Annotated in this window: 21 protein-coding genes and 1 pseudogene; 13 read left to right on the top strand and 9 right to left on the bottom strand. The window is 71.8% G+C overall.

The annotated features are described in order from the left end of the window. Positions 1 to 6: 6 nt before the first annotated feature. On the bottom strand, positions 7 to 909 hold the full coding sequence (locus tag ACIBJC_RS31125) for a class I SAM-dependent methyltransferase (RefSeq protein ID WP_399298238.1): 903 nt from the start codon (positions 907 to 909) through the stop codon (positions 7 to 9). A 337-nt stretch (positions 910 to 1,246) separates the two neighbouring features. Between ACIBJC_RS31125 and rpsA the strand changes: the two genes are divergently transcribed. The 5 genes from rpsA to ACIBJC_RS31100 all read left to right on the top strand — a co-directional run bounded on the left by rpsA (position 1,247) and on the right by ACIBJC_RS31100 (position 6,858). Next, positions 1,247 to 2,758 (top strand): 30S ribosomal protein S1, encoded by a 1,512-nt coding sequence (rpsA, locus tag ACIBJC_RS31120; RefSeq protein ID WP_399298184.1) that lies wholly within the window; start codon positions 1,247 to 1,249, stop codon positions 2,756 to 2,758. Positions 2,759 to 3,057: 299 nt separating this feature from the next. Continuing rightward, positions 3,058 to 4,581, top strand: a complete 1,524-nt coding sequence (locus ACIBJC_RS31115) for a flavin monoamine oxidase family protein (protein WP_399298236.1) — start codon at positions 3,058 to 3,060, stop codon at positions 4,579 to 4,581. Positions 4,582 to 4,712: 131 nt separating this feature from the next. Beyond that, complete coding sequence (locus ACIBJC_RS31110) at positions 4,713 to 5,657, top strand: PAC2 family protein (protein WP_399298182.1); 945 nt, start codon at positions 4,713 to 4,715, stop codon at positions 5,655 to 5,657. Between the two features lie 113 nt (positions 5,658 to 5,770). Next, positions 5,771 to 6,376 carry a dephospho-CoA kinase gene (gene coaE / locus ACIBJC_RS31105; RefSeq protein ID WP_399298180.1) on the top strand — a complete coding sequence of 202 codons (606 nt, stop codon included), beginning with the start codon at positions 5,771 to 5,773 and terminating at the stop codon, positions 6,374 to 6,376. A gap of 107 nt (positions 6,377 to 6,483) precedes the next feature. Next, entirely contained in the window at positions 6,484 to 6,858 is a 375-nt protein-coding gene (locus tag ACIBJC_RS31100; protein WP_329826119.1) for a tetratricopeptide repeat protein, read from the top strand. A gap of 165 nt (positions 6,859 to 7,023) precedes the next feature. Here ACIBJC_RS31100 and ACIBJC_RS31095 read toward each other — a convergent pair. Both ACIBJC_RS31095 and ACIBJC_RS31090 read right to left on the bottom strand, forming a co-directional pair. Further along, a pseudogene (locus ACIBJC_RS31095) lies at positions 7,024 to 7,275 on the bottom strand (DUF6343 family protein); the annotation flags it as partial. Positions 7,276 to 7,377: 102 nt separating this feature from the next. Next, the gene (locus ACIBJC_RS31090; RefSeq protein ID WP_399298177.1) at positions 7,378 to 7,719 is read right to left on the bottom strand and encodes a hypothetical protein; all 342 of its coding nucleotides are present in this window, start codon (positions 7,717 to 7,719) and stop codon (positions 7,378 to 7,380) included. 283 nt (positions 7,720 to 8,002) lie between these two features. On the opposite strand from ACIBJC_RS31090, the gene ACIBJC_RS31085 reads away from it, so the two are divergent. The 5 genes from ACIBJC_RS31085 (at position 8,003) to ACIBJC_RS31065 (ending at position 15,379) form a co-directional block, all read left to right on the top strand. After that, entirely contained in the window at positions 8,003 to 9,088 is a 1,086-nt protein-coding gene (locus tag ACIBJC_RS31085; RefSeq protein WP_399298175.1) for a slipin family protein, read from the top strand. A gap of 10 nt (positions 9,089 to 9,098) precedes the next feature. Further along, on the top strand, positions 9,099 to 10,574 hold the full coding sequence (locus tag ACIBJC_RS31080) for a carboxylesterase/lipase family protein (protein ID WP_399298173.1): 1,476 nt from the start codon (positions 9,099 to 9,101) through the stop codon (positions 10,572 to 10,574). Positions 10,575 to 10,675: 101 nt separating this feature from the next. Then, positions 10,676 to 13,624 carry a DEAD/DEAH box helicase gene (locus ACIBJC_RS31075; RefSeq protein ID WP_399298171.1) on the top strand — a complete coding sequence of 983 codons (2,949 nt, stop codon included), beginning with the start codon at positions 10,676 to 10,678 and terminating at the stop codon, positions 13,622 to 13,624. Further along, positions 13,621 to 14,868: an SWIM zinc finger family protein gene (locus ACIBJC_RS31070; RefSeq protein ID WP_399298169.1), complete on the top strand. Its 1,248-nt coding sequence runs from the start codon at positions 13,621 to 13,623 to the stop codon at positions 14,866 to 14,868. Before ACIBJC_RS31075 ends, ACIBJC_RS31070 begins: the two co-directional genes overlap by 4 nt. A gap of 67 nt (positions 14,869 to 14,935) precedes the next feature. Beyond that, on the top strand, positions 14,936 to 15,379 hold the full coding sequence (locus ACIBJC_RS31065) for a hypothetical protein (RefSeq protein WP_399298168.1): 444 nt from the start codon (positions 14,936 to 14,938) through the stop codon (positions 15,377 to 15,379). A 93-nt stretch (positions 15,380 to 15,472) separates the two neighbouring features. On the opposite strand, the gene ACIBJC_RS31060 is transcribed toward ACIBJC_RS31065, so the two are convergent. Then, on the bottom strand, positions 15,473 to 16,630 hold the full coding sequence (locus ACIBJC_RS31060) for a S1 family peptidase (protein ID WP_399298166.1): 1,158 nt from the start codon (positions 16,628 to 16,630) through the stop codon (positions 15,473 to 15,475). A 215-nt stretch (positions 16,631 to 16,845) separates the two neighbouring features. Between ACIBJC_RS31060 and ACIBJC_RS31055 the strand changes: the two genes are divergently transcribed. Further along, on the top strand, positions 16,846 to 17,577 hold the full coding sequence (locus tag ACIBJC_RS31055) for a hypothetical protein (RefSeq protein ID WP_399298164.1): 732 nt from the start codon (positions 16,846 to 16,848) through the stop codon (positions 17,575 to 17,577). Positions 17,578 to 18,115: 538 nt separating this feature from the next. Here the strand turns inward: ACIBJC_RS31055 and ACIBJC_RS31050 are convergent. Further along, positions 18,116 to 19,327, bottom strand: coding sequence for a pyridoxal phosphate-dependent aminotransferase (locus ACIBJC_RS31050; RefSeq protein WP_399298162.1), 1,212 nt, complete (start codon positions 19,325 to 19,327; stop codon positions 18,116 to 18,118). Between the two features lie 69 nt (positions 19,328 to 19,396). Here ACIBJC_RS31050 and ACIBJC_RS31045 point away from each other — a divergent pair, with 69 nt between their 5' ends. Both ACIBJC_RS31045 and ACIBJC_RS31040 read left to right on the top strand, forming a co-directional pair. Then, positions 19,397 to 20,077, top strand: a complete 681-nt coding sequence (locus tag ACIBJC_RS31045) for a winged helix-turn-helix transcriptional regulator (RefSeq protein WP_399298160.1) — start codon at positions 19,397 to 19,399, stop codon at positions 20,075 to 20,077. Positions 20,078 to 20,199: 122 nt separating this feature from the next. Continuing rightward, the gene (locus tag ACIBJC_RS31040) at positions 20,200 to 20,844 is read left to right on the top strand and encodes a uridine kinase (RefSeq protein ID WP_399298158.1); all 645 of its coding nucleotides are present in this window, start codon (positions 20,200 to 20,202) and stop codon (positions 20,842 to 20,844) included. Between the two features lie 45 nt (positions 20,845 to 20,889). Here ACIBJC_RS31040 and ACIBJC_RS31035 read toward each other — a convergent pair whose 3' ends face one another. The 4 genes from ACIBJC_RS31035 to ACIBJC_RS31020 all read right to left on the bottom strand — a co-directional run bounded on the left by ACIBJC_RS31035 (position 20,890) and on the right by ACIBJC_RS31020 (position 24,436). After that, a complete protein-coding gene (locus tag ACIBJC_RS31035) occupies positions 20,890 to 21,804 on the bottom strand; it encodes a carbohydrate kinase family protein (protein ID WP_399298156.1) in 915 nt (304 codons plus the stop codon). Next, a complete protein-coding gene (locus ACIBJC_RS31030) occupies positions 21,801 to 22,781 on the bottom strand; it encodes a pseudouridine-5'-phosphate glycosidase (RefSeq protein WP_399298154.1) in 981 nt (326 codons plus the stop codon). The genes ACIBJC_RS31035 and ACIBJC_RS31030 overlap by 4 nt, the downstream gene beginning before the upstream one ends. Positions 22,782 to 22,910: 129 nt before the next feature. After that, a complete protein-coding gene (locus ACIBJC_RS31025; RefSeq protein WP_399298152.1) occupies positions 22,911 to 23,465 on the bottom strand; it encodes a methylated-DNA--[protein]-cysteine S-methyltransferase in 555 nt (184 codons plus the stop codon). A 65-nt stretch (positions 23,466 to 23,530) separates the two neighbouring features. After that, entirely contained in the window at positions 23,531 to 24,436 is a 906-nt protein-coding gene (locus ACIBJC_RS31020; RefSeq protein ID WP_399298150.1) for a glycerophosphodiester phosphodiesterase, read from the bottom strand. Positions 24,437 to 24,607 lie beyond the last annotated feature (171 nt).

Raw genomic sequence — 24,607 nt, 5'->3', positions numbered from 1 at the left:
CGGCCCTCAGTCGCGCTCGCAGACGAAGATCGCCGTGCCCGGGATCAGCGCGCCGCGCAGCGGGGACCAGCCGCCCCACTCCTGCGTGTTCCACACCGGCCACTCCGGCTCCACCACGTCGACCAGCCGGAAGCCGCCGCTCACCACGTCGCGCACCCGGTCGCCGAGGGTCCTGTGGTGCTCCACGTAGACCGCGTGCCCCGCCTCGTCCTGCTCCACGTACGGGGTGCGGTCGAAGTACGACGCCGTGGCCGTCAGGCCCTCGGGCCCCGGCTCGTCGGGGAACGCCCAGCGCACCGGGTGCGTCACCGAGAAGACCCAGCGCCCGCCCGGCCGCAGGACGCGCCGTACCTCCTGGAACACCTTCACCGGGTCGGCGACGAAGGGGATCGCGCCGTACGCCGAGCAGGCCAGGTCGAAGGAGCCGTCCCGGAACGGCAGCGTCCCCGCGTCGGCCTGCACCAGCGGGAAGGTGAGGGAATGGTCCTCCCCGATGCGCAGCGCGTGCTGGAGCTGGCGGTGGGAGAGGTCCAGCGCCACCGGGTGCGCGCCCTGCGCCGCCAGCCAGCGCGAGCACTGCGCGGCGCCCGCCCCGATCTCCAGGACGTCCCGGCCGCGCAGTTCCTCGGCCGGGCCCAGCAACTCGGCCTCCACCTCGTCGAGCCCTTCGGGGCACCAGACGAAGCGGTCGTCGCCGAGGAAGCTGCCGTGCTCGACCTGGTAGTCGTCGGCGTTCCTGTCCCACCAGCCCCGGTTGGCGCGGCTGCTCTCCGTCTCCCCGGAGTCACGGCGGGTGGCCTCGGGTTCGGTCTCCGGCCCGCCGGTGCCGGGTGCCGCCTCCGGTGCCGCCGCCTGTACGGCTGTCGGCTCGGCTGCCTGCTCGGCCTGTTCGCGCTCTTCTTGGATCATCATGTCCGTCGTCGTAGGGTGCGGGCGGAGGCCCTTGTGGCCTCATCAAACGCAGTTTGTGCCGGGTATGGGGCGTTCCGCCCCGGGTGTGCGCCTTCGCGCATTGACCGTGCCCGGATGCCCCCGTATGCTAAAGGTTGCGCTGCGGGCTTGCGCGCCTCAGACGTAGCAGCCGCGCTCGCACTCTGTAAGTACGTTTTCCTCGGTCGGCGAGGCGCTTTCCCCGGTTTTTCGGGGGCGGCGCGAACTTGGCTGTCCGGGTTCTTGCAGGTGGCGATACGGGCTCCCGGCGTAGCAGTACCTACGACTCACTGTCCGCACCGGAGCCCTTTCCCACATGACGAGCAGCACCGAGACCACCGCCACCACCCCGCAGGTTGCGGTCAACGACATCGGTAACGAGGAAGCCTTCCTCGCCGCGATCGACGAGACGATCAAGTACTTCAACGACGGCGACATCGTCGACGGCGTCATCGTGAAGGTCGACCGGGACGAGGTCCTGCTCGACATCGGTTACAAGACCGAAGGCGTCATCCCGTCCCGCGAGCTTTCCATCAAGCACGACGTCGACCCCAATGAGGTCGTCGCCGTGGGCGATGAGATCGAGGCCCTGGTTCTCCAGAAGGAGGACAAGGAAGGCCGTCTCATCCTGTCCAAGAAGCGTGCGCAGTACGAGCGCGCCTGGGGCACGATCGAGAAGATCAAGGAAGAGGACGGGATCGTCACCGGTACCGTCATCGAGGTCGTCAAGGGTGGTCTCATCCTCGACATCGGCCTCCGTGGCTTCCTGCCGGCCTCCCTCGTCGAGATGCGCCGCGTCCGCGACCTCCAGCCCTACGTGGGCAAGGAGCTCGAGGCCAAGATCATCGAGCTGGACAAGAACCGCAACAACGTGGTCCTGTCCCGCCGTGCCTGGCTGGAGCAGACCCAGAGCGAGGTCCGCCAGACCTTCCTCACGACCCTGCAGAAGGGCCAGGTCCGCTCCGGCGTCGTCTCCTCGATCGTCAACTTCGGTGCGTTCGTGGACCTCGGCGGCGTCGACGGTCTCGTGCACGTCTCCGAGCTGTCCTGGAAGCACATCGACCACCCCTCCGAGGTTGTCGAGGTCGGCCAGGAAGTCACCGTCGAGGTTCTCGACGTGGACATGGACCGCGAGCGTGTCTCCCTGTCGCTCAAGGCGACGCAGGAAGACCCGTGGCAGCAGTTCGCCCGGACGCACCAGATCGGCCAGGTCGTTCCCGGCAAGGTCACCAAGCTCGTTCCCTTCGGTGCGTTCGTGCGCGTCGACGAGGGCATCGAGGGTCTGGTCCACATCTCCGAGCTGGCCGAGCGCCACGTGGAGATCCCGGAGCAGGTCGTCCAGGTCAACGACGAGATCTTCGTCAAGGTCATCGACATCGACCTGGAGCGCCGCCGCATCAGCCTCTCGCTGAAGCAGGCCAACGAGTCCTTCGGCGGCGACCCGGCCTCGGTCGAGTTCGACCCGACGCTCTACGGCATGGCCGCGTCCTACGACGACCAGGGCAACTACATCTACCCCGAGGGCTTCGACCCCGAGACCAACGACTGGCTCGAAGGCTTCGAGACCCAGCGCGAGGCGTGGGAGGGCCAGTACGCCGAGGCGCAGTCGCGCTTCGAGCAGCACCAGGCCCAGGTCATCAAGTCCCGCGAGGCCGACGAGGCCGCCGCTGCCGAGGGTGCTGCCGCGCCCGCCGGCGGGGGCAGCGCTCCGGCCGCCTCCGGTGGCGGTGGCTCGTACTCCTCGGAGTCGGCGGACAACTCCGGCGCCCTGGCGTCGGACGAGGCCCTGGCCGCGCTGCGCGAGAAGCTGGCCGGCGGCCAGAGCTGACGCTCCGGCAGTGTGTGGTAGGTAGCAGGACCGCTTGAACGTAAGGCCCGTTCCTCTCGGGGAGCGGGCCTTACGCATGTCCGGCGCAGGATGCCCACCGACCGGTATCGGCCGTTCGATGTCCGCAACGAGGGGGACACAGGACCGTCCGACGGCCCGTAACACACCCTTGCCAGGATCCCGGCACACCTGAGGATCGGAAGGGGTACCGGGACATGAGGCATGCGCCGCACACCACCACGGGCACCAGCCGTCGCACCTTTCTGCAACAGGTAGGCGTCACCGGGGGAGCGGGCGCGATGCTCGCCACCATGGGGGCCCTGGGGCTCGCCCCCACCGCCGAGGCCGCGAGCCGCGAACCCGTCTTCCGCGCGCCCCGCACCGGGGACTTCACCCTCACCGGCAGAGGCGCCGCCTCGGTCGTCATCGTCGGCGGCGGCATAGCCGGTCTGACCGCCGCCTACGAACTGGGCAAGGCGGGGTACGACTGTACGGTCCTGGAGGCCAGGGACCGCACCGGCGGGCGTAACTTCACCGTACGCGGCGGGGATTCCAGCGTCGACGTGTACGGCAACCGCCAGACGGCGCGGTTCGGCGACGGGCAGTACCTGAACGCGGGGCCCGCCCGGATCCCGCAGTGGATGGTCACCCTGGACTACTGCCGTGAACTGGGTGTCCCCATAGAGGTGTTCACCAACACCAACGCCAACGCGTACCTCTTCAACGAGAAGGCCGGCATGACGGCCCCCGTCCGCTACCGCACCGCCAAGGCCGACGTGTACGGCTATGTCTCCGAACTGCTCGCCAAGGCCACCGGAAAGGGCGCGCTCGACACGGAGCTGACCGCCGAGGACCGGGAGCGGCTGCTCGAATTCCTCAGGAGCTTCGGGGACATCGGCGCCGAACTCTCCTACGGCGGCAGCGAGCGGCGCGGCTACCGCGTGGACCCGGCCGCCGCGGGCACCCCCGGGGTCGAACTCGGCTCCGTACCCACCGCGTCCGAGGTCTTCGCCAGCGGGGTCGGCCGGTACTTCTCGTTCGAATTCGGTTACGACCAGGCGATGCTGATGTTCCAGCCCGTCGGCGGCATGGACCGCATACCGGCGGCGCTGACCCGCGCGGTCGGCGAGCGGCGTATCCAGACCGGCGCCGTCGTCCGGGACATCACCGACAAGGCCCGCGGCGTGACCGTCACGTACCGGAGCGACGGCCGCACCCGTACCCTCGACGCCGACTACTGCGTCGCCGCGCTGCCGCCCAACATCCTCGCCACGACCGCGCACAACCTGGGCGCGGGCGTCCAGAGCGCGCTGGAGGCGTGCACGCCCTCCTCGGCCGGGAAGATCGGCCTGGAGTACCGCAACCGCTGGTGGGAGACCGACCACCGGATATACGGCGGCATCACCGAGACCGATCTCGATCTGGCCCATGTCTGGTACCCGTCGCACGGGCACCACGGCCGACGCGGCGTGATCGTCGGCTACTACAACACGGGCGCCCAGGCCGACGCGTACGCACGGCTCACCCCGAGCGGGCGCGAGGCGCGCGCAGTGGCCCAGGGCGTGAAGATCCACGGGGAGAAGTACCGCAGCGAGCTGGTGTCCTCCTTCTCGCACCACTGGCGGCAAACCCCCTATCTGGAGGCCTCCTGGCACTCCCTGGCCGGGGGCCCCGACGCACCGGTCTTCGACCCGCTCAACAAGCCGACGGGACATGTCTACTTCGCCGGTGACTACCTCTCGTACGCCGACGCCTGGCAGCACGGTGCCTTCACCTCCGCCCGCCGGGCCGTCATGGCGCTGCACACGCGGGTGCTCGCCTGACCGTGGCGGGTCGGACGGGTCGACGCGTCGGACGGGTTGGACGGGTCGGATGGGTTAGCGGGGTGGGGCGTGGGGAATGCCTGCGCCCCATGACGCGTTCTTCGTTATGAACACGAGGAGGAGCGGTAACCGTGCTTGATCCGCAGGGTTTGTACGAGTGGGAGCCCAAGGGCCTCGCCGTCGTCGACATGGCGCTGGCGCAGGAGTCGGCGGGCCTGGTCATGCTGTACCACTTCGACGGCTACATCGACGCGGGGGAGACCGGCGACCAGATCGTCGAGAACCTGCTGGAGTCGCTGCCCCACCAGGTGGTGGCCCGTTTCGACCACGACAGGCTGGTCGACTACCGCGCGCGGCGCCCGCTCCTGACGTTCCGGCGGGACCGCTGGACGGACTACGAGACGCCCACGCTCGACGTACGGCTGGTCCAGGACGCCACGGGCGCCCCGTTCCTGCTGCTGTCGGGCCCCGAGCCTGACGTGGAGTGGGAGCGCTTCGCGGTGGCCGTGCGGCAGATCGTCGAACGCCTCGGCGTACGGCTGTCCGTCAACTTCCACGGCATCCCGATGGGTGTGCCGCACACGCGCCCCGTCGGCATCACCCCGCACGGCAACCGCACCGACCTCATGCCGGGCCACCGTGGCCCGTTCGACGAGGCCCAGGTACCGGGCAGTGCCGAATCGCTGGTCGAGTACCGGCTGATGGAGACGGAGCACGACGTGCTCGGCGTCGCCGCGCACGTCCCGCACTACGTCGCCAGGTCCTCGTACCCGGACGCGGCGCTGACCGCCCTGGAGGCGATCACGGCCGCGACGGGGCTGGTGCTGCCGAGCGTCGCGCACTCCCTGCGTACGGAGGCGCAGCGCACCCAGACCGAGATCGAGCGGCAGCTCGGCGAGGGGGACGAGGAACTGGTCACGATGGTGCAGGGGCTTGAGCACCAGTACGACGCGATGGCGGGCGCCGAGACCCGGGGCAGCCTGGTCGCCGAGCCGGCGGAGCTGCCGTCGGCCGACGAGATCGGCCGCGAGTTCGAGAAGTTCCTCGCGGAGCGGGAGGGCGACGCCGGAGCGTGACGCCAGGCCGCCTTGGCGGAGTGTGACGCCCGGCCGCCTTCGACCGGTCGGTGTGGAGGACCGGTCGGTGTGGAGCCGGCCTGGGGTTTTTCGCGAGGCTCTAGGCTGGCTCCATGCTGAGGTTGGGACTTACCGGCGGAATCGGTTCGGGAAAGAGCGAGGTCTCCCGTCTGCTGACCGGATACGGGGCGGTGCTGATCGACTCCGACCGGATCGCACGGGAGGTGGTGGCGCCGGGAACACCGGGGCTGGCGGCCGTGATTGCCGAGTTCGGTCCGGACGTCCGCACTGCCGAAGGCGCTCTCGACCGGCCGGGACTGGGCCGGATCGTCTTCGGCGACCCGGAGCGGCTGCGGGCGCTGAACGCGATCGTGCACCCCCTGGTGCGGGCGCGCTCGGCCGAGCTGGAGGCGGCGGCGGGCCCGGACGCGATCGTGGTCCACGACGTACCCCTGCTCGTCGAGAACGGCATGGCGGCCCTGTACGACCTCGTCGTGATCGTCGACGCCACCCCCGAGACCCAGCTCGACCGGCTCGTACGGCTGCGCGGGATGACGGAGCGCGAGGCGCGCGAGCGGATGGCGGCCCAGGCCACCCGCGAGGCGCGCCGCGCCGTCGCCGACCTCGTCATCGACAACGACGGTCCGCTGGAGCGGCTGGAGCCGCAGGTCCGCGAGGTCTGGCGGACCGCGACCGAACGCGCCGCGGCGCACGGCTGACCCGGGTGCACGCCGGGGAGCGGGCGCCGGTGCGCGGGGGGAACGGTGTGAGGAATAGCGTCGCCGCGTGCGGCGTTGAGAGCGCGAAGTCAGGGAAGGATGCGAACGTGCCAGAGAGCCCGGAGACCCACATCATCGACTACCGCGCGGCGGAGCAGCTTCTCGCCGCGCGCGACCCGCGCGGGGCCGTCAAACTGCTGGACTCGGTGATCGCGTCCCATCCCGAGAACACCGCGGCCCGGCTGCTGCGGGCCCGTGCGTTCTTCGCCGCCGCCCAACTGCGCCCCGCCGAGCTGGAATTCGAACTCGTCCTGGAGCGGGAGCCGGACAACGCGTTCGCGCACTTCGCGCTGGCCCGGACGTTCGAGCGGTCGGGGCGGCCCGAGCAGGCGAAGCGCCACTTCAGGCTCGCGGCGGCGCTGGACCCCAAGCCGGAGTATCTGCAGGCGGCCCGCTTCGACTCGAACGCGTCGGACACGTAGATCAACCACACGTGGATCAACCAGGTCGGGTACGTCTGACAACGAGGTCAGGTACGTCCGAAGAGGTCACGTGGTGCGGTGGCCGATGCGGTGGCGCCGGCGCATCCGATGACGCTCCAGGTCCCGGATGCGCTCCCGGTCCTGCGTGAGCGTCGGGTAGGGGGCGTGATCCGGTGGGTACGGGGGGACATCCCGGCCCGGCTGGAAGCGCGCCCCCTGCCGGATCCGTACCAGGACCACGGCCAGATCGGTCGCGACGATCAGCACCAGCACGCCGCACGCCGCCGCCCAGCCAGGTCTCCCGGCCACGGCGAACGCCGCCGTACCGAGGGCGGTCCAGACCAGCCCCCACAGACTCAGCCAGAACCGCATCCGCAGCGCACTGCGCGCGGTGACAGGTTCACTACCGGTGCGCATGGCTCTCGCACCTCCCGTTCCGGCCCTCATCCCTGGTGTACCCGGGAACGCGCACCGGTGAACGTCGCCGTGGCCCCGTTGTACGGGGGTGCACGGGCGATGTCAGTGCACGATGGCGTAGCTCCGCCACGGGCCCGCGCCGGGAGCGATCACATCGGACAGCGTCGTGGCGATGTAGGTCGTGCTCGTGCCGGTGCAGTCGGCCGTCGGGTACGCGACGAGATCGAGCACGGTGCGGTTCGTGATCGACACGGCACCGACGGGCCTCAGCTTGTGGCAGCCCGTGACCGACGGGGTGGTCACCTGGACATGGACCTTGCGGCCGGTGTCGTACGTGATGGTCCCCACCGCCGCCCGGCCGAAACCGGAACAGCCCGCGACGGCGAGGGTCAGGAGCGCGGCCCCGGCGGCGATGCCGAGGCGCCGGTGATCGGTCACGGACATGGGCGGGTCCTCGTCTCGGAAGCTGCGGAAGGAGGGCGGAAGAGGGCGGGAAGCGGGCGGCGGGAAGCGGGCGGAGGGAAGGCGGGAAACGGGCGGGAGACCGACCGGAAGCGGGCATGTGCTGGTCACCCTGCCGGATGGACGCCGCCGCGGCACCGTGAGCGCGGCCGGTCGGGCTACGCGCCGGTATCTTCCTGCTCCGCGTGTCTCGACCACCGGGTCATACAGGGCATACCGTGGTTATTAGCACCTCGGTCCGGCGTCTGGCGTCAGGGGGCCCATCATGGTCGAGGAACTGGTCATCGCGGTCATAGCCGTCATCTGCGCGTGCGGGCTGTACGCCATGGCGGCGGCCCGGGTCGTCAAACAGTACGAACGGGGTGTGGTCCTCCGTCTCGGCCGGCTGAGAGAAGGAATCAGGGGCCCCGGATTCACCACGGTCGTCCCCTTCGTGGACAAGCTCCACAAGGTCAACATGCAGATCGTGACGATGCCGGTGCCCGCCCAGGACGGCATCACCCGCGACAACGTCACCGTGCGCGTGGACGCCGTGATCTATTTCAAGGTGGTCGACGCGGCCGACGCGGTGATCAGGGTCGAGGACTACCGGTTCGCGGTCTCGCAGATGGCCCAGACCTCGCTCCGCTCGATCATCGGCAAGAGCGACCTGGACGACCTGCTGTCGAACCGGGAGAAGCTCAACCAGGGCCTGGAGCTGATGATCGACAGCCCTTCGATCGGCTGGGGCGTCCAGATCGACCGGGTCGAGATCAAGGACGTGTCGCTGCCGGAGACGATGAAGCGGTCGATGGCACGCCAGGCGGAGGCCGACCGGGAGCGGCGGGCGCGGGTCATCAACGCGGACGCGGAGCTCCAGGCGTCCAAGAAGCTCTCCGAGGCCGCCAAGCAGATGTCCGGGCAGCCCGCGGCGCTGCAGCTCAGGCTGCTCCAGACGGTCGTGGCCGTCGCCGCGGAGAAGAACTCCACCCTCGTCCTGCCCTTCCCCGTCGAACTGCTGCGCTTCCTGGAGCGCGCCACGCCCGCCGAGGCCGTACAGGCGGTACAGGCGGTCTCCGGGGTCGCCGAGGCTTCCGGAGCCGCAGAGACCGCCGCCCCCGCCGCCCCGGAGACCCCTGCCGCGCCTGTCACCCCTGCCGCGCCGGAGCCTCCAACGCCTTCGACCGAGCCGTACGAGGCCGTCGAGGATCCGGAACCTGGACCTGGACCTGGACCTGGACCGGGACCGGGACCTGGACCGGGACCTGGACCGGGACCGGTGGACGATCCGGAGCCGGACGCGCTGAGGGAGCGTCTTGCCGCCCCCGACACGTCGCCACCGGCCAGGCCCCACGTCCAGCCGCACGTCTGACCCGCGGGGCATGGTGCTCCAGGGTCCGGTCCGCGCGACCCGGCAGGGCAGGGTGCGCGGGCGCCCGGCCCCGACTCCGCCGGTGGTGGCCTTCCTGGGGATGCCGTACGCGAGCGCCCCGCGCTTCGGCCCGCCGGTGGCCGTCGAACCCTGGGAGGGCATCCGGTCGGCGCTCACCTACGGTCCGACGGCGCCGCAGGCCCCGTACGCGCCGCCCCTCGACGCCCTCCTGCCGCAGCACACCGTCCCGGGCGGGCCGGGGGAGAGCTGCCTCAATCTGAATGTCTGGACCCCCGCGCCCGACCCGGAGGCCCGGCTTCCGGTCATGGTGTGGGTGCACGGCGGGGCCTTCGTGAACGGTTCGGGGTCGCTGCCCGGGTACGACGGCGGAACGTTCGCCCGCGACGGCGTGGTGTGCGTGACGATCAACTACCGGCTCGGCGTCGAAGGCTTCCTCCATCTCGACGGCGTACCGGACAACAGGGGGCTGCTCGACCAGATCGCCGCTCTGGAGTGGGTACGGGAGAACATCGCCTCCTTCGGAGGTGACCCGGACCGGGTCACCCTCTTCGGACAGTCGGCCGGAGCGATGAGCATCGGTGTCCTGCTCACCATGGAGCGCGCGCGAGGGCTCTTCCACGGCGCGATCCTTCAGAGCGGCGCGGCCCATCACTTCCTGCGCCCCGCGTCGGCACGGCTGATCACGGCCCGGCTGGCCCGGAAACTCTCCGTACCGCCCACCGCCGACGCCTTCGCCGCCGTCCCCCAGGCCCGGCTGCTGTCCGCGCAGAGCGAGTTGCGCGCGGAGATCGGCGCGCGTTCCGACCCCGCGCTGTGGGGTGAGGCGGCGCTCAACATGATGCCGTTCGAACCGGTCCTCACGGAGCTGCCCCTGCCGGGCCCCGGAAACGGTGTCCGGCTGCTGGCCGGCAGCAACCGCGAGGAGTACCGGCTCTTCCTCGTGCCCACCGGGCGGCTGGACGCGCTTCCGGAGGCCAAGCTGCGCGCGACCGCCGCCGCGTACGGGCTCGACCCCGGCCCGGCGTTGGACCTCTACCGGGCGGCACGGCCCGGCGCGGGCCCGGGCGAGGTGTTCGACGCCCTGGCCACGGACTGGTTCTACCGGATCCCCGCGATCCGCCTCGCCGAGTCCGTGCCCGGCTCGTATCTGTACGAGTTCGCCTGGCGCTCCCCGCGCCACGGCGGCCTGCTCGGCGCCTGCCACGGCGCGGAGCTGGGGTTCGTCTTCGACCGCCCCGGCCACCCGGCGTACGCCCCGATGCTCGGCGACCGGCCGCCCGGGCACCTCGCGGACGCGATGCACCGGGCGTGGGTGGCGTTCGCGCGGACCGGCGACCCGGGCTGGGAGCCGTACGACCGGGACACCCGGACGACGATGGTGTTCGGCGGTGGTCCCGGCGCCGTCTCCGCGCCCGTGTGCGACCCCCGGGCGCGGGAGCGCGAACTCTGGGACGGGCTGCGCTGACCTGCGGAAAGGCTCTGCCGAGGGGCAGTGTCAGACCCCCCGCCTAGACTCGCAGAAGTAAATCGGATCCTGGCCGATGCGGAGCGGGAGGGGGAAGGACCATGACCGTGCACGGGACTGCGGGGCTGGTGCGCTACGCGGCCGTATTCCTGCCCGCGGGGCTGCCGCGTGAGGGCCGGGTCGCCTTCTGGGCCCCGGACGGGGAGCTGCCCGAAGCGCCGGGGGACGAGCTGACGGTCGTACGGCGCGACGGCGGGGACGGGGACGCCGGTGGCCTGGGTGGCGGCGGGGACGAGGCCGGCGGTGCCGGTGTCCGTACGGTCACGGTTCCCGTGGTGCTGATGTCCGTCGCCGACGCGGTCCCGCTGCTGGTCCGTGCCCGGCGCGACAGGACGGCCCACCCGGCGTCGGCCTGCTGGGGCGCCGCCGCGCTCCACGCGCTCCAGTTGGCCGCGCGCGGCCGGCTGCTCCCCGGGCTCACCGCCTCCGACCACGACGCCTGGCGGGCCGGCCCGCTCGACGCCGACGACATCGCGCAGTTGCGCGCCATCGCCGCGGCCATGCCGCCCGAGGCGCACCCCGTACCGCTGCCGGGCGGCGGACCGCTCCTGCTGCCCGAACCGGAAGCGCTGGTGCGGGCGTTCCTCGACGCGGTGGCCGACTCCCTGCCCCGTACCCCGGCGGCCGCGTACGCGGCGGGGGCGCCGTTCGCCGCGCGGGCCGCGCAGCACCTGCCGGGCGCCAGGACCTGGGCGGCCGAGGCGGCGGCCGGCATGGACGCGGGGGTGCGGGTCTCGCTGCGCCTCGACCTCTCGGCGTACGAGCTGTTCGACCACACGGAGCCGGCGCCCGCCGTCCGGGCCGACCACGGCACCACCACGGACCGCGTCATCACGGGTGACCGTGACACCACCGGTGCCGACATGCGCCGCGCCGGGACCGCGCTCGTCCAGATCCACAGCCTCGCCGACCCGACCCTGGTCATCGACGCGGCCGGACTCTGGGCGGGCGACGGCGCCGAGAGCTTCGGACCGCGCGCCCGGATCGACGCCATGCTGGCGCTGCGCCGCGCCGCCCGCGTCTGGACGCCGCTCGCCCGGCTCCTGGAGCGCGACGTCCCCGACGCGCTGCCGCTCTCCGAGGACGAGCTGTACGAGCTGCTCGGGCCCGGGGCGACCCGCCTCGCGGAAGCGGGCGTCGCGGTGCACTGGCCCCGGGAGCTGGCGCGCACGCTCACGGCGGCGGCGGTCGTCCGCCCCGCGCCCGGCTCGGCCACCGACGGCACCCCGTTCTTCGACAGTGTGGAACTGCTCAAGTTCAACTGGCAGTTGGCGCTCGACGGCGACCCGCTCTCCGAGCAGGAGATGGACGCTCTCGCGGAGTCGCACCGGCCGATCGTCCGCCTGCGCGACCAGTGGGTGGTCATCGATCCCACCCTCGTACGGAAGGCGCGCAAGCGGGAGCTGGGCCTGCTGGAGCCCGTCGACGCGCTGGCCGTCGCCCTCACCGGCACGGCCGACGTGGACGGCGAGACGGTGGAGGCCGTTCCCACGGGCGCGCTGGCGGCGCTGCGCGACCGGCTCCTCTCAGGACCGGGGACGGTCCCCCAGCCCGCGGCGCTCGCCGCCACCCTGCGCGACTACCAACTGCGCGGCCTGGCCTGGCTGGACCTGATGACCTCGCTCGGTCTCGGCGGCTGTCTCGCTGACGACATGGGCCTCGGCAAGACCGTCACGGTCATCGCCCTCCATCTGCACCGCGCCCGCCCCCTCCCGACGCTGGTCGTCTGCCCCGCCTCGCTCCTCGGCAACTGGCAGCGCGAGATCACCCGCTTCGCCCCCGGCGTCCCCGTACACCGCTTCCACGGCGCGGGCCGCACCCTGGACGAGGTGACGGACGGCTTCGTCCTCACCACGTACGGCACGATGCGCGGCAGCGCCGAGACCCTGGCCGCGCACCCCTGGGGCATGGTCGTCGCCGACGAGGCGCAGCACGTCAAGAACCCCTTCTCGTCCACCGCCAAGGCGCTCCGTACGATCCCCGCGCCCGCCAGGGTCGCGCTGACCGGCACCCCCGTGGAGAACAACCTCTCCGAGCTGTGGGCCCTCCTCGACTGGACCACCCCCGGGCTGCTCGGGCCCCTCAAGGCGTTCCGAGCACGCCACGCGCGGATCGTGGAGAACGTGGAGAACGCGAAGAGCGCCGACCTCAAGGACGTCGCCAACGAGGAGGCGGTGGAGCGACTGGCCCGGCTGGTCCGGCCGTTCCTGCTGCGCAGGAAGAAGTCCGACCCGGGGATCGTGCCCGAACTGCCGCCCAAGACCGAGAGCGACCACCCCGTCGCCCTCACCCGGGAACAGGCGTCGCTGTACGAGGCGGTCGTGCGCGAGACGATGGCCGCGATCGAGGCTTCCGAGGGCATCGCGCGCCGCGGCCTCGTGATGAAGCTGCTCACCTCCCTCAAACAGATCTGCAACCACCCGGCGCAGTTCCTGAAGGAGGACGCCGCCCGGCTGACCGGCCGCTCCGGCAAGCTCGCCCTGCTCGACGAACTGCTCGACACCATCCTCACGGAGGACGGCTCGGTCCTGATCTTCACCCAGTACGTGTCGATGGCGCGGCTGCTCTCCGCCCATCTCGCGGCCCGCGCGATCCCGTCCCAGTTGCTCCACGGCGGTACGCCCGTCCCGGAGCGCGAGCGCATGGTCGACCGGTTCCAGTCCGGTGAGGTGCCCGTCTTCGTCCTCTCGCTGAAGGCGGCGGGCACGGGGCTCAACCTGACCAGGGCCGGCCACGTCGTCCACTTCGACCGCTGGTGGAACCCGGCCGTGGAGGAACAGGCCACCGACCGCGCCTACCGCATCGGCCAGACCCAGCCCGTACAGGTCCACCGGCTCATCGCCGAGGGCACGGTCGAGGACCGGATCGCCGAGATGATCGCCTCCAAGAAGGCCCTGGCCGACGCCGTCCTCGGCTCCGGCGAGACGGCGCTCACCGAGCTGACCGACCGTGAGCTGGGCGATCTGGTCTCCCTGCGGAGGCCGTCATGACCCCCACGCGACCGCCCCGGCACGACGACCGCCGCCGCACGTTCCCCGCCCTGCCCGCTCGCCCCGGCAACCACGGCGACTTCGCCGAGACCTGGTGGGGCAACGCCTGGGTGGAGTCCATGGAGGACACCGCCCTCGACACCGCCAGGCTCCAGCGCGGCCGTACGTACGCGGGCAGCGGCCAGGTCGACGCGATCACCGTCACCCCCGGCCGGGTCATGGCGTACGTCCACGGCTCCCGGCCGCGCCCGTACCGTACGGAGATCCGGCTCCGCACCCTCGGCGACACCGACTGGGAGGACCTTCTCGACGCCGCCGCGGCCCGCCCCGACCACATCGCCGCCCTGCTCGACAAGGCCATGCCGCACACCCTCGCGGCCTCCGCCGATCTGCTGCCCACCGCGGGCGACCTCACCCCGGACTGCTCCTGCCCCGACGACGGCTACCCCTGCAAACACGCGGCGGCCCTCTGCTACCAGACGGCCCGGCTCCTGGACGAGGACCCGTTCGTCCTCTTCCTGCTCCGAGGCCGCGGCGAACAGGAAGTCCTCGCCGATCTGACCCGCCGGAACGCCGCCCGCTCCGCGGCCGAACGGACCACGACCGCACCGCCGATGCCCACGGTCGACGCGCGGACCGCCCTCGCCCCGCGCACGCTCCCACCGCTCCCGCCGCCGTTCCCCGTCCCCGCGCACCCCGGCCGCCCGCCCGTCTATCCCCAGTCACCCGGCGCGCCCGATCCGCTCGCCCTCGACCTCCTCGCCACCGAGGCCGCGGCCCGCGCGCACACCTTCCTTACCACGGGCCTCGACCCGATCGGCGCCCTCACCCCCTGGCAGGACGCGGTGCGCCTGGCCGCCGCCCACCCCGGCTCGGGGCTGACGGCCTCCACCCGCGCCCTCTACCGGGACCTGGCCGCCGCGCTCACGCGCACGCCCACCGACCTGGCGCGCGCCGTCGCCGCCTGGCGCCAGGGCGGCCTGGCGGGACTGGCCGTACTGGAAGAGCCCTGGGACCCGCCGGCCGGCCCCTTCGACCGGGCCCGCCCCGCCCTCATAGCCGCGGACTTCCCGCACTTCCGCCCCCGGCGCAACCAGCTCTCCACCGGCACCCTGCAACTCCGCTTCGGCCGCGACGGCCTCTGGTACGGCTACGAGTCGGACCGGGACCGGGAGGACTGGTGGCCGCGTGGCACCCCGGACACCGACCCGGTGGGCGCGCTCACCGCCCTGCTGGGGCGGTGACCGGTAAGCTCGTTCACTCCCGTACTTCGGTAAGCGGACACATTTCGTAGCGGTTGAAGGGGGACCGGTGGAAGCCGAGTTGGTGGCACTGGCGACGGCAGGGGCGACAGCACTCGTCCAGCAGATGGCGACGGACGGCTGGACCGCGGCGCGCGACCGGGTGGCCGGATTCCTCGTCGCGCGCGGCTGGGGATCCGCGGAGTCCGTCGGCGCCGACCTGGAGGCGACCCGGGCCGAACTGACGGCGGCCCAGCGGGAGGACGACACGGAAGCCGTCGACGACCTCCACGCGGAATGGCGCGGCCGACTGCGCCGCACCCTGCGCGCGGACCCGGAGGCGGCGGCTGAACTGCGGGCGCTGCTGGATGAGTTGAACCCGAGGCTGCCGACCCAGCAGGTCGGCGGGGTCCACAACAACGTCACTGGCGGCACACATCACGGTGCGGTCGTCCAGAGCGGCACGATCGGCAGCCTGCACTTCGGCTCCGGTGGACGGGAAGGCGCGCCGTGATGGGAGCGCGCCGGAAAGCCTGCCGCCCGGGGGCCGGGGTGGTCTTCCCGGCCCGGTCCGTGCGACAGGCTTCCGTGTGCCTTACGAGGAACGTCAGGCGGTGTGCAGGGTGAGGCCGTAACGGTTGAGGATCGGCTTGATCGGCTGGTAGAAGGTCGTACCGCCGCTGGTGCAGTTGCCCGAACCGCCCGAGGTGACACCCTGGGCCTGGTCACCGCTGATGTACGAGCCGCCGGAGTCGCCGCCCTCGGCGCAGACGCTGGTCTGGGTCATGGAGTACACGGCGCCCTGGGCGTAGTTGACCGTGACGTTCTTGGCCTGGACGTTGCCGCAGCGCCAGTGTGTCGTGGAGCCGGAGCGGCAGATCGAGGCGCCGATGGGGGCCTCGTTGGAGCCGCGGACGAGCTGGTCGGAGACGGTGCCCCAGCCGAGGACGACCGGAACGGTCCACCAGCCGCTGCCGACGTTCACCCACGCGTAGTCGTTGCCGGGGAAGGTCGAGCCCTGGAAGTTGCCGATGTACGAGTTGTCCCAGCCCCTGACCTGGGAGCCGGTCCCGCCGCAGTGGCCGGCGGTGACGAAGCCGCCGTGCACCGAGAAGCCGATGGAACAGCGGACGTTGCCCGTGTAGTACGGGTCGCCGCCGACCGTGCCCGCCGCGAAGGTCTTCGCGCCCTCGGCGGTCTCCTCGACCGTGACGGGGCCGGCCTCGCGGGCCTGGGCCACGAAGGATCGGACATCGTTGTCGTTCTTCCGCGCGGTCACGACGTCCACCACGACCTGGTTGGACTTGGTGTCGACGCGCCAGCCACTGACACCCGCCGGCGCGTCGTCGGCGAGCGCGTCGATGCGGTCCTTCGCCGCGTCGAGCTGCCGCTCGCTGTGCTTGACCAGGCGTACGGTCGCGCCGGTCGCCCGTATCGCTTCGGCCTTGCCCGTGTCGGTGACAGCGACGGTCAGCGTGCCGCTGTCCGGGTTGAACCAGGAGCCGCCGTACGACGCTCCCGCGGCGCGCTTCGCCTTGGTCTCGACGGCGGTCGCGGTCTTCTCCGCGGCCAGCCGGGCCACGGCCTGGCTCTTCGTCAGGCCGAGGTCCTTCTGCATCGCCGTGAGCATGCCCGAGGAGGCCGGGGCCTTGGCATCGGAGGCGGGGGAGGGGGTGGCGGCGGCGGGGGAGATCCCGGCGGTCACCCAGGTTCCGAGGATGAGGAGCGCGGAGAGACCGGTGCGAACAACTGTCGTACGTCTCAAGGGAGTTGCCCTTCTGTGTTCCAGCAGCGTGGGGGTGGAACAGCAGCGCCTGAGAGCGCTTCCAGGCGATGCCAGCCGGAGCGTAACCGAGGATGCGTGACAGGTCCATACCAACGGTTGTCCGTCGGCCACCACTCCACCGGTCTCCCTGTCACCTCTCCGCCCGGTCGTTTAATCCTTCGATCGCGGGTTGTTGGCTTGTTAGGGTCGACGACGTGGCGAAACTCAATCAGATAATCGCGGTCGAAAAGGGTGTTAAGTCCAAGGCGCACCAGGACCTGACGGCGGCTCATCACGGTCTCCAGAAGCCGGCGCTGCTGGCCGGCATCTCCCGTACCTACCAGCCGAAGGACGAGGAGGGCGAGCAGCTTCCGCCCGAGTCCACCCGGGTCCAGGTCAAGGCCGAGGACGTCCTGCGCGAGACCGCGAAGACCCTGACGCGCCTGTTCGACGTGACCGCCACCAAGGACTGGGCGAACTGCGTGGCGCGCGCCGATGTCACCGTCGACGGACGGGTGCTGGTGAGCGACGCGCCGGTGTCGTACCTGCTCTTCCTGGAGAAGCAGCTCACCGACCTCAACACCTTTGTGCGCAAGCTGCCCGTGCTGGACGCGGCGGAGTCCTGGAGCCAGGACCCGTCCACGGACGCGTGGAAGACGGAGGCGGTGCGCACCCTCCGTACGAAGAAGGTGCCGCGCAACCATGTGAAGGCCGAGGCCACGGAGAAGCACCCGGCGCAGGTCGAGGTGTACTACGAGGACATTCCCGTCGGTTACTGGACCACGGTGAAATTCAGCGGGTCACTGCCGGCCCGCCGGGTCAACGAACTGCTCGACCGGGTGGAGAAGCTTCAGCAGGCGGTGAAGTTCGCCCGCGAGGAGGCCAACGGCGCCGAGGTCACCGACGAGCGGGTGGGTGACACCGTATTCGGCTACCTGTTCGGGTAGTCTCGCTCGGGTAAAGCAGAGCAGTTCCCCATGATTCCCCGGCCGTCGGGGCAGGGCTTGAGCCCTGTTCCGGTGTGTGCCGGGGTGCGCGAGGAGCGCAAGCTGAAACTGAAGCTTGTCGTGACGGCGCGGTTCCAGTGGAGGTTCGAGTCCTCCCCGCGGCACATCCGTACGGATGGACGGGCCGCGGTAGCCCAACAGGCAGAGGCAGACCGCGATCAATCTCAGACTATTGCTCCAGACTCAGCATTCGCCGCCGATCGCCGGATCGAACGGGCCCAGGCCCCGGACGTCGAAATGCCGGTTCAACTCCGGCCTGCGCAGCTCGATGCGCGGTGGTCCAAAGGCAGGACGCGGCGACTTCATGAATGACCTGGGTTCTTAAACGTGCCGGCGTGCCAGATGGGTGGCATCTCAGGGCCCGGGAGGTTGGCTATGCCCCCGGGTCCGCTCCTTTTTCCGCGTGCGCGGGCCTCCGTCACCGGTTTTCCGTGGACGCGGGTCTCCGTTACCGGCTTTCCGTGTACGCGGGGCTCCGTTACTGGCGGTATCCGCCCAGGAAGCGTCCGATACGGCTGATGGCCGCGTCGAGATCGTCGGCGTACGGGAGGGTGAGGATCCGGAAGTGGTCGGGGCGCGGCCAGTTGAAGCCCGTCCCCTGGACGACCTGGATCTTCTCGCGCAGCAGCAGATCGAGGACGAAGCGCTCGTCGTCGTGGATCTTGTGCACCTTGGGGTCGAGCCGGGGGAACGCGTACAGCGCGCCCTTCGGCCTGACGCACGACACACCGGGGATCTCGTTGAGCTTCTCCCACGCGCGGTCGCGCTGCTCGTACAGCCTGCCTCCCGGCGCGGTCAGCTCCTTGATGGACTGCCGCCCGCCGAGGGCGGCCTGAATGGCGTACTGGGCGGGCGCGTTGGGGCACAGGCGCATCGAGGCGAGCATCGTGAGCCCTTCGAGATAGCTGCGCGCGTGCTGCTTCGGACCGGTGACGAGGAGCCAGCCGGAGCGGAAACCGGCCACGCGGTACGTCTTCGAGAGCCCGCTGAAGGTGAGGACGACCAGGTCGGGGGCGAGGGAGGCGGCGGTGTGGTGGACCGCGTCGTCGTAGACGATCTGGTCGTAGATCTCGTCGGCGAACACCATGAGCTGATGGCGGCGGGCGAGATCGAGGATGCCCTCGACGATCTCCCGCGGATAGACCGCGCCGGTGGGGTTGTTGGGGTTGATGATCACCACGGCCTTGGTGCGGTCGGTGATCTTCGACGCCATGTCGTCCAGATCCGGGTACCACTCCGCGGACTCGTCGCAGAGATAGTGCACGGGCCGCCCGCCCGCCAGGGTGGTGACGGCGGTCCAGAGCGGGAAGTCGGGGGCCGGGATCAGGACTTCGTCGCCGTTCTCCAGCAGAGCCTGTACGGCCATGGAGACCAGCTCCGAGACGCCGTTGCCGAGGAAGACGTCATCGACCGTGACATCGTTCAGCCCGAGGGCCTGGTAGCGCTGGGCCACGGCGCGGCGCGCGGAGAGGATGCCCCGCGAGTCCGTGTAGCCGTGCGCCTGCGGCAGCATCCGGATCATGTCCTGGAGGATCTCGTCCGGCGCCTCGAACCCGAAGAGCGCGGGGTTGCCGGTGTTGAGGCGCAGCACGCTGTGGCCCGCCTCCTCCAGCGCGTCCGCGTGTTCGATCACCGGGCCGCGGATCTCGTAGCAGACCTCACTGAGCTTGCTCGACTGCCGGAATTCCATGCGGTGGCCTCCCCGACCTTGAATGCGATACTTGGTTTTACCAAGTGTGAGCTTGGAAAGTCCAACGACATGTCTAGACTGCGTCGCATGCCACGTCGCCGAAGCTATGACCAGTACTGTGCCGCCGCCCGCGCCCTCGATGCCGTGGGCGACCGCTGGACCCTGCTGATCGTCCGTGAACTGCTGGCGGGTCCGCGCCGCTACACCGACCTGCACGCGGATCTGCCCGGCGTCAGCACGGATGTGCTCGCGTCCCGGCTGAAGGACATGGAGCGCGACGAACTGGCCACGCGGCGCAGGCTGCCCCCGCCGGCCGCCGCGTACGTCTACGAACTGACGGAGCGTGGACAAGGGCTGCTGCCGGTCCTCACCGCGCTGGCGGAATGGGGCGCTCCGGCGCTGGACGAGCGTCGGCCGACGGACGCGGTACGGGCCCACTGGTTCGCGGTACCGCTGCTGCGGGCGCTGTCGGGGCCGTCCGGTGCCCCAGGCACCGAGGGGGTGGTGGAAGTCCGGCTCGACGAGGGCGTGTTCCACCTGCGGCTCGGGGGCGACGGAGCGCTACGGGACGCCGACCGTCCGGCGTACGGCGACGGTCCAGCGCCCGGCCCTGACGCCTGCCTCACCCTGGACTCCGACACCTGCCGCGCGCTGAGCGCGGGCGCGCTGACGGTCGCTGACGGGGTGCGGGACGGACGGATCGCGGTGACGGGGGAGGGGACGCTCGCGAAGATCCTGCGCGGCGAGTGAGTTACGGCCGGGCTGTTGCGGCGGGGGTGTTGCGGCGGAGGTGGCTGATGGGCCCGGAGGTGAGTGCTCCACGTCAACACCGTGCCGCTCCGCTACCCCGGCCGCTGGACGATGATGGACCGGTGCGACTCGAAGCGATCACCTGGGAACGGCTGACCGAGGCCCTCGCCGACCGGCTCCTGGAGACCCCGCCGGCCGACGGCGGCCCCTGGCTGCGCGTCGCCTTCGACGGCGCCCCGGCCGCCCGCCCGGACCAGCCGGCCGCCGCGCTCGCCCAGGCGCTGCGCGTACGCGGCCGCGCGGTGCTGGTGGTCGGGGCCGGCGGCTTTCTGCGCCCGGCGTCGCTGCGGTACGAGTACGGGCGCGAGGACCCCGACACGTACTACAGCGGATGGTTCGACACCGGGGCGCTCTGGCGCGAGGTACTCGGGCCGCTGGACCCCGGCGGTACGGGGCGGGTCCTGCCCGACCTCTGGGACCCGGCCACCGACCGGGCCACCCGCTCCCCGCACCGCGAACTCGCCCCGGGCGGGGTGCTGGTGGTGCACGGGCCCCTGCTGATGGGGCACTGGTTCCCGTTCGACCTCACGGTGCATCTGCGGCTGTCACCGGGCGCGCTCCGGCGCCGTACGGACCCGGGCGAGCGCTGGACGCTCCCCGCCTTCGAACGGTACGAGGCGGAGGTGGACCCGGCCGAGACCGCCGACGTGGTCGTACGGGCCGACGACCCGCGCCACCCGGCCTGGAGCGGCCTGACTTCTGGCTGACCGACGCCCGGCCCGCTGCTGTGGCACTCACCCCGCCTCCGGCACTCACCCCGCCGCCGGTCGTCCGCCCGGGATCTCCACCGCCCGCGCGCCCGCCCGGCAGCCGGCCTCCGCCGCCCGCGCCGGCCCCGCTCCTCTGAGGCGCGCCGCCAGGAAGGCGCCGGTGAAGGCGTCCCCCGCGCCCGTCGAGTCCACGGCCCGCGCGGGGAGCGGCGGTACCCGGGCCGTCACCGCGCCCCGCTCGGCCACCAGCGCGCCGTCGCCGCCCAGGGTCACCACCGCGACCGGTACGCGCCTGCTCAGTTCGGCCGCGGCGTCCGCCGGGTTCGGCAGACCGGTGAGCAGCCGGGCCTCGTCCGCGTTGGGGAGCAGGGTCTCGGCGCCCTCGACCGCCGCGAGGAAACGATCCGCCCCCCACTCCTTGAGGAACCCGGCGGAGGCGGGGTCCACACTCACCGGAACGCCTCGTTCCACTGCCGAGCCCAAGGCGGCGAGAGCCAGCGGACGGCTGGTGTCGGCGAAGAAGAGATAGCCGGAGAGATGGAGCCGGCCGACCCCGTCGAGCAGATCCGGCGACCACTCGGCGGGTGACATGCGCAGCGCGGCGCCGCTGTCGGTGAGCAGCGTGCGCTCGGTGGACGCGTCGACCAGGCAGATGACCGTGGCCGTCGGCGCCCGCGCGTCGACCACGAGGCGGGCCCGTACCCCCGCGAGCCGCAGCCGCTCCGCGTGCCAGTCACGGGCGTCCGCGCCCACCCCGGCCAGCAGCCGGACATCCGCGCAGCCGGTGTGCGCCGCCCAGCAGGCCGCGTTCGCCCCGGCTCCGCCGGGGAGCGTACGGATCTCGGCGGCGGTGTCGGTCCCGTGGGCGAGCGGGGTGCGGTACCGCGCCACCACATCGGTGACCACGTCACCGATCACCAGCAGCCCCGGCCCCGGGCGACCGTGGCGGGCCGTCACTCGGCCGCTTTCTTCCGCGAGGCCGCCGGCTCCCCGGGCGCGCTCGGCGCGGGCGCGGCCGTCCACGCCGCCGCGATCCGTGCCGCGAGCCGCACATTGCCCCGTACCGCCGCGAGATTGGCCTCCAGCGAGGCGCCTCCGGTCCGCCGCGTCAGCAGGTCCAGCAGGAACGGGGTGACGGCCTGGCCGCCGATGCCCCGCTCGGCGCAGGCGGCGAGCGCCTCCGCGACCACCCGGTCGTGCAGCTCCGGATCGAGCTGGTCCGCCTCCGGTACGGGGTTGGCCACGACGAGCGCGGCCTCCGGGCCGCCCAGCGCGTCCTGCGCGCCCATCACCGCGGCGACCTCCTCGGGTGTACGCACCGTCCAGTCGACCGGCTCGCCGGAGGAGGACAGCCAGAAGCCGGGGAAACGATCCGTCCCGTAGCCGAGGAGGGAGACGCCCAGCGTCTCCAGCCGCTGGAGGGTCGCCGGGACGTCCAGGATCGACTTGACCCCCGCGCAGACCACCGTGATCCGGGTCCTGGCCAGCAGCCGCAGATCGGCCGACTCGTCCTGGGTCTCGGTCCAGCCGCGATGCACCCCGCCCAGGCCGCCGGTCGCGAAGACCCGGATCCCGGCGCGCGCGGCGAGAAACGCGGTGGCGGACACGGTCGTCGCCCCGCTGGCGCCCGCCGCGATCGCCGGCGCGAGATCGCGATGGCCCAGCTTCCGTACGGAGTCGTCCCGCGCGACCCGCTCCAACTCGCCCCTGTCCAGGCCGAGACGGGGCCGGCCGTCCAGGACGGCCACGGTCGCGGGGACGGCGCCGCCGGACCGTACGAGCCCTTCCAGCTCCTGCGCGACCGCGAGATTCCGGGGCCGCGGCAGACCGTGCGCGATGATCGTCGATTCCAGGGCGACCACGGGACGGCCCGTGGCCAGCGCCTCCCCTACCTCGGGGGAGACCTGCGGTGTGGTGCCTGCTCTGTCTGGCATGTCCCCATCCCTGGCACGTGCGAGGCTCACGCAAACGTGCGGGCACGCCCACCGGCGGCCCCGACGGCCGGAACACGCCCCTCTGCCGCCAGGCTGGTGCCGCGTCGGGGCAAAGCCTGCCGAGAGGCCCTAGAACAGCGGCTCGGGAAGCACGCCCTCCAGGGCCAGCAGTCGGCGCTTCGTCTCCAGCCCGCCTCCGAAACCGCCCAGCCCGCCATGGCTCTCCACCACGCGATGGCACGGCACGACCACCGGCAGCGGGTTGGAGCCCATCGCCGCGCCGACGGCCTGCGCCGCCGCCGGCTGTCCCACCCGCCCGGCCAGGTCCCCGTAACCGACCACCGTGCCGTACGGGACACCCGTCGCCAGTTCGCGCAGCACCTGCCGGTTGAAGCCGGAGGAGAGCGTCCAGTCCAGGGGCAGGCCGAACTCCCGCAGCTCACCGGCGAAGTACGCCGACAGCTCGCGTATCGCCCCGGTGAGCAGCCCGGAGGCGGACTCGACCGGCTCGACGCCCAGCCGGTCCCCGATCCGGGCGAGCGCCCTCTCCCGTACGCGCGGCCCCGCGTGGAAGACGACGCTCACCAGCCCCTGGTCCGTCGCGACCAGCAGCAGCGGCCCGATGCCGCTCTCCATGACGGTCCACTCCACCGGCGACACCGGCGACCGCCCGTACTCGTTCATGTGAACCACGGTACGGGCCACCACTGACAACGGGCCTCACCTGCGACGACGGAGCCGGGCCGGGCTCAGCCGACCGCGTCCCGCACCACGTCGGGGTTGTTGGTGATGATCCCGTCCACGCCCAGGTCCCTGACCCGTACGGCGCCCGCCGCGTCGTTGACCGTCCATGTGCTCACCGTCAGCGGCTTGCCGTGCGGGCCCTTCAAACGGTGCACGGCCGCCACGTACTCGCTGGTCAGCGAGGTGTGTGTCGGGTTGATCTGGTCCGTGAACGCCGCGTACGACGGCAGTTCGGCCACCGGGGGCGTGCCGAGGAAGCCCGTCGTGATGTCGGGCCGCCCCTGATGCACCGCACGGACGCTGTCCGCGCCGAAGCTCTGGATCACCAGCTTGTTCCTGACGTGCTCCCGGTCCAGCCACCCTTCGTGCCGCAGCACCCGCAGGATGTCCTTCTCGATGTCCGGATACAGCTCAGGGGCCTTGATCTCCAGGAGCAGCTTCTGCTGGTTGGCCTCGACCGCGCGCAGATACTGCTCCAGGGTCGGTACGCGGGCGCCCGCCCACCGCTCGCCGAACCAGCTTCCCGCGTCCAGCCGGGCGATCTCCGCGGCGGTGAAGTCCTTGACCTTCCAGGGCGCGCGGTCCGGGAAGACCTGCTCCGCGTCCGTGGTGCGCACGAGGTTGTCGTCGTGGATCACGACGAGCCGTCCGTCCTTGGTCCGCTGGACGTCGTTCTCCACCCAGTCGATGCCCAGGGCCTCGGCCGCGTCGACGGCCGGGAGGGTGTTCTCCGGTGCGTAGGCGGAGGCGCCGCGGTGCGCGATCACGAGCGGGCCGGCGCACCGTGCCGCCGGGGCCGCGGCGGAGGTGGCGGCGGCGGAGGAGGTGGCGGCGGTGGCGGTGCCCGGGAGGATCAGCGCCGAGACCCCGAGCAGAGCGGCGGCCGTGGTGACTGAGGTGCGTGCGTACACGTGGACTCCTCGCGTCGTGAGGTGGTCGTGAAGGGGGTGTGCGGTGGGACGGTCTGCCCGAGGGTGACAGCCTTGGGCCAACGGGAGACAGGCGAAGGCTGGCCACAACATGAAGTCACAGCGTGGGGTGGCATCGTGAAGACACGCCGGGGGAGAGCTGTCCGGGAGTTG

It is taken from the genome of Streptomyces sp. NPDC050509, from assembly GCF_044457965.1.
Taxonomy (GTDB): domain Bacteria; phylum Actinomycetota; class Actinomycetes; order Streptomycetales; family Streptomycetaceae; genus Streptomyces.
This window is presented reverse-complemented; position numbering and strand designations above follow the sequence as displayed.

What these genes read in the sequence shown, in the direction of transcription:
- ACIBJC_RS31025 (WP_399298152.1), bottom strand. Translation starts at nt 23,465, where the DNA reads ATGAACGAGTACGGGCGGTCGCCGGTGTCGCCGGTGGAGTGGACCGTC.
- ACIBJC_RS31115 (WP_399298236.1), top strand. Translation starts at nt 3,058, where the DNA reads ATGCTCGCCACCATGGGGGCCCTGGGGCTCGCCCCCACCGCCGAGGCC.
- ACIBJC_RS31090 (WP_399298177.1), bottom strand. Translation starts at nt 7,719, where the DNA reads ATGTCCGTGACCGATCACCGGCGCCTCGGCATCGCCGCCGGGGCCGCG.
- ACIBJC_RS31125 (WP_399298238.1), bottom strand. Translation starts at nt 909, where the DNA reads ATGATCCAAGAAGAGCGCGAACAGGCCGAGCAGGCAGCCGAGCCGACA.
- ACIBJC_RS31030 (WP_399298154.1), bottom strand. Translation starts at nt 22,781, where the DNA reads ATGCCAGACAGAGCAGGCACCACACCGCAGGTCTCCCCCGAGGTAGGG.
- ACIBJC_RS31075 (WP_399298171.1), top strand. Translation starts at nt 10,676, where the DNA reads ATGACCGTGCACGGGACTGCGGGGCTGGTGCGCTACGCGGCCGTATTC.
- rpsA (WP_399298184.1), top strand. Translation starts at nt 1,247, where the DNA reads ATGACGAGCAGCACCGAGACCACCGCCACCACCCCGCAGGTTGCGGTC.
- ACIBJC_RS31045 (WP_399298160.1), top strand. Translation starts at nt 19,397, where the DNA reads ATGTCTAGACTGCGTCGCATGCCACGTCGCCGAAGCTATGACCAGTAC.
- ACIBJC_RS31080 (WP_399298173.1), top strand. Translation starts at nt 9,099, where the DNA reads ATGGTGCTCCAGGGTCCGGTCCGCGCGACCCGGCAGGGCAGGGTGCGC.
- ACIBJC_RS31070 (WP_399298169.1), top strand. Translation starts at nt 13,621, where the DNA reads ATGACCCCCACGCGACCGCCCCGGCACGACGACCGCCGCCGCACGTTC.
- ACIBJC_RS31085 (WP_399298175.1), top strand. Translation starts at nt 8,003, where the DNA reads ATGGTCGAGGAACTGGTCATCGCGGTCATAGCCGTCATCTGCGCGTGC.
- ACIBJC_RS31050 (WP_399298162.1), bottom strand. Translation starts at nt 19,327, where the DNA reads ATGGAATTCCGGCAGTCGAGCAAGCTCAGTGAGGTCTGCTACGAGATC.
- coaE (WP_399298180.1), top strand. Translation starts at nt 5,771, where the DNA reads ATGCTGAGGTTGGGACTTACCGGCGGAATCGGTTCGGGAAAGAGCGAG.